Below are 2,393 nucleotides of genomic sequence, written 5' to 3'. Positions count from 1 at the left end.
GACCCACCCACCGGACCCACCCACCGGACCCACCCACCGAACCCGCACCCGAGAACCGCAGAGGCACCCGCACCCGGCACCGGCGAACCATCTACGGCCGCAACCCCTCCGTCAGCAGGGACAGATACCGGCGAATCTGCTCACCCTGCCCATTCGCCAGCTCCGAAGCCGTGGAAACCCCGTGAGCCAACCGCAGAACCTCGATCGGCTCGATGTCCTGACGCAGAGTTCCCTCCCGCTGCGCCGCCTCGACCAGCCGCGCCGCCGCCCCCTTCATGGAAGTGCCGCAAGCCGTGAGCGCGGCCTTGCTGCCGTCCGTGACGGCCGAGCCCAGCAGGGCCTTCATGCCGCGCACCTCGATCGTGCCGACGCACAGCTCATAGAGCCACTCCGCCAGCGCCTCACCCGGAGGCAGCTCCTTCGCGAACTCGTCGGCCCGCGCCCCGAGCGCCTCGATCCGGTCGACGTAGGCCGCCTCCAGCAGCGCCTGCCGCGTCGGGAAATGCCGGTACAGCGTGCCCGACCCGACGCCCGCCCGCTTGGCGATGTCGTCGAGCGACGCGCCTTCCCCATGCTCGGCGAACGCCTCGGCCGCCACCTTCAGCAACCGCTCGTAGTTGCGCCGGGCGTCCGCACGCATGGGCTTGACCTGCGTCATTCAACTACTCCTTGCGAACCGGGGACCCTCTCCGTATCTTAACGAGAGCCAAACGGAGACAGTCCCCGCTTATCTCGGCGGGCAGTCCGTGCTGCCCACCCGCACCGTACCGGGGACGCCAGACCGGGAGCACTCCATGTCCACCCCGTCCACGCCACCACCCACCGCCGGAACACCCCCCGCCGACGGGCCTCCGAAATCCTCCGCACCAGCCCGGCCACCACCCTTCTCGTCATCGTGGCCGCCTACCTGATGGTCGGCGTCGACTCCACCGTCGTCAACGTCGCGCTGCCGGACGTCCAGCGAGACCTGGACTTCACCCCCACCGGCCTGTCCTGGGTCCTCAACACGTACACACTCGCGTTCGGCGGCCTGCTCCTCCTCGGCGGCAGGATCGGCGACATCGCGGGCCGCCGCCGCACTCTCACCGCCGGCGCCCTCCTCTTCGCCGCCTCGTCCCTGCTCGGCGGCATCGCCACCGAGAGCTCCTGGCTGCTCGCGGCCCGCGCGCTCCAGGGCGTGGGCGCCGCGCTCATCGCCCCCAGCACCCTCGCCCTCATCACCACCAGCTTTCCCGAGGGGCACGCCGCCACCACGCCCTCGGCGTCTACTCCTCGATGGCCGGGATCGGCGCGTCGATCGGCCTGATCCTCGGCGGCATGCTCACCTCGTGGGCGTCCTGGCGCTGGTCCCTGCTGATCAACGTGCCGATCGGCATCGCGGTCGCCGCCGCCCTCCCGCGCGTCACCGCCGAGACGCCGCGTCACGCGGGCCGGTTCGACGCGGCGGGGGCACTCACCGGCACGGCGGGCATGACCTCACTGGTCTATGGGTTCATCCGGACCTCGGAGGAGGGCTGGAGCGACACCCAGGCGATGCTGGGCTTCAGCACCGCGGCGGCCCTGCTCGTCGGTTTCACCCTGGTGGAGGCGCGCGCGGAGCAGCCGATCATGCCGCTGCGGCTCTTCGCCGACCGCAACCGCGCGGGCGGCTACGCAGGTGTCCTGTTGCTGCCGGCGGGCATGTTCGGCGCGTTCTACTTCCTCACCCTCATCAGCCAACAGGCCCTGGACTACAGCCCGTTGCGCACCGGCTTCGCCTTCCTGCCGATGACTCTGATGATGTTCACGACCGTGCGTCTCGTGCCGCGGCTGCTCCAGCGCTTCGGTGCGAAGCCGGTCCTGCTCACCGGCATGGCGCTGATCGCCCTCGCGGCGGGCCGGCTGTGGCTGCTGGAACCCGGCGACGGCTATCTGTCCGGGCTGCTCGGCCCGTTGCTGCTGATGGGCCTGGGCGTCGGCCTGAGCTTCCTGCCGCTGAACGCGACCATTCTCGCGGGCATCGGGCCGCGCGAGGCGGGCGCCGCCTCCGGCCTGCTCCAGACCCTGCAGTGGCTCGGCGGCACCCTCGGACTGTCCGTTCTGGTGACGGTCTTCGGCACGGCGACCCGACAGGCACACGGCTCACGGTCGGAGATCCTCGTCGAGGGCTCGGCCCGCGCGTTCGGCGTCGGCTCCCTGATCGCCCTGGCCGCCCTGCTGCTGTCGGCGTTCGTGATCACGGGCAAGGAACGCGAGCGGGCCGTCTAGTGCCGCGGCAGACAACGTTTGCCCGTCAGTGCGTGCCGGGAGTCGCGACGGGGCGAACGTTGCCTGTCGCGGCACTAGGACCTGTTCTCGTCGGACCCGGTGGACGCAGGCGTGCGGCCCGCACCGAAGTGCGGGCCGCATGTGCC

The 2,393-nt window shown here is 71.1% G+C and carries 3 protein-coding genes; 2 read left to right on the top strand and 1 reads right to left on the bottom strand.

Features of this window, described 5'->3' with window-relative positions; genetic code table 11:
- Positions 1-91: 91 nt before the first annotated feature.
- Complete coding sequence (locus ACFWBT_RS42640; RefSeq protein WP_385710122.1) at positions 92-658, bottom strand: TetR/AcrR family transcriptional regulator; 567 nt, start codon at positions 656-658, stop codon at positions 92-94.
- A 237-nt stretch (positions 659-895) separates the two neighbouring features.
- Here ACFWBT_RS42640 and ACFWBT_RS42635 point away from each other — a divergent pair, with 237 nt between their 5' ends.
- The gene (locus tag ACFWBT_RS42635; protein WP_385710119.1) at positions 896-1,306 is read left to right on the top strand and encodes an MFS transporter; all 411 of its coding nucleotides are present in this window, start codon (positions 896-898) and stop codon (positions 1,304-1,306) included.
- A complete protein-coding gene (locus tag ACFWBT_RS42630; protein ID WP_385710117.1) occupies positions 1,276-2,247 on the top strand; it encodes an MFS transporter in 972 nt (323 codons plus the stop codon). Before ACFWBT_RS42635 ends, ACFWBT_RS42630 begins: the two co-directional genes overlap by 31 nt.
- The last annotated feature ends 146 nt before the right edge of the window (positions 2,248-2,393 follow it).

The sequence above is a fragment of the Streptomyces sp. NPDC060027 genome (genome assembly GCF_042737005.1).
Lineage (GTDB): Bacteria > Actinomycetota > Actinomycetes > Streptomycetales > Streptomycetaceae > Streptomyces.
The sequence above is the reverse complement of the archived record's forward strand: the minus strand, read 5'-3'. Positions and strand labels throughout refer to the sequence as shown.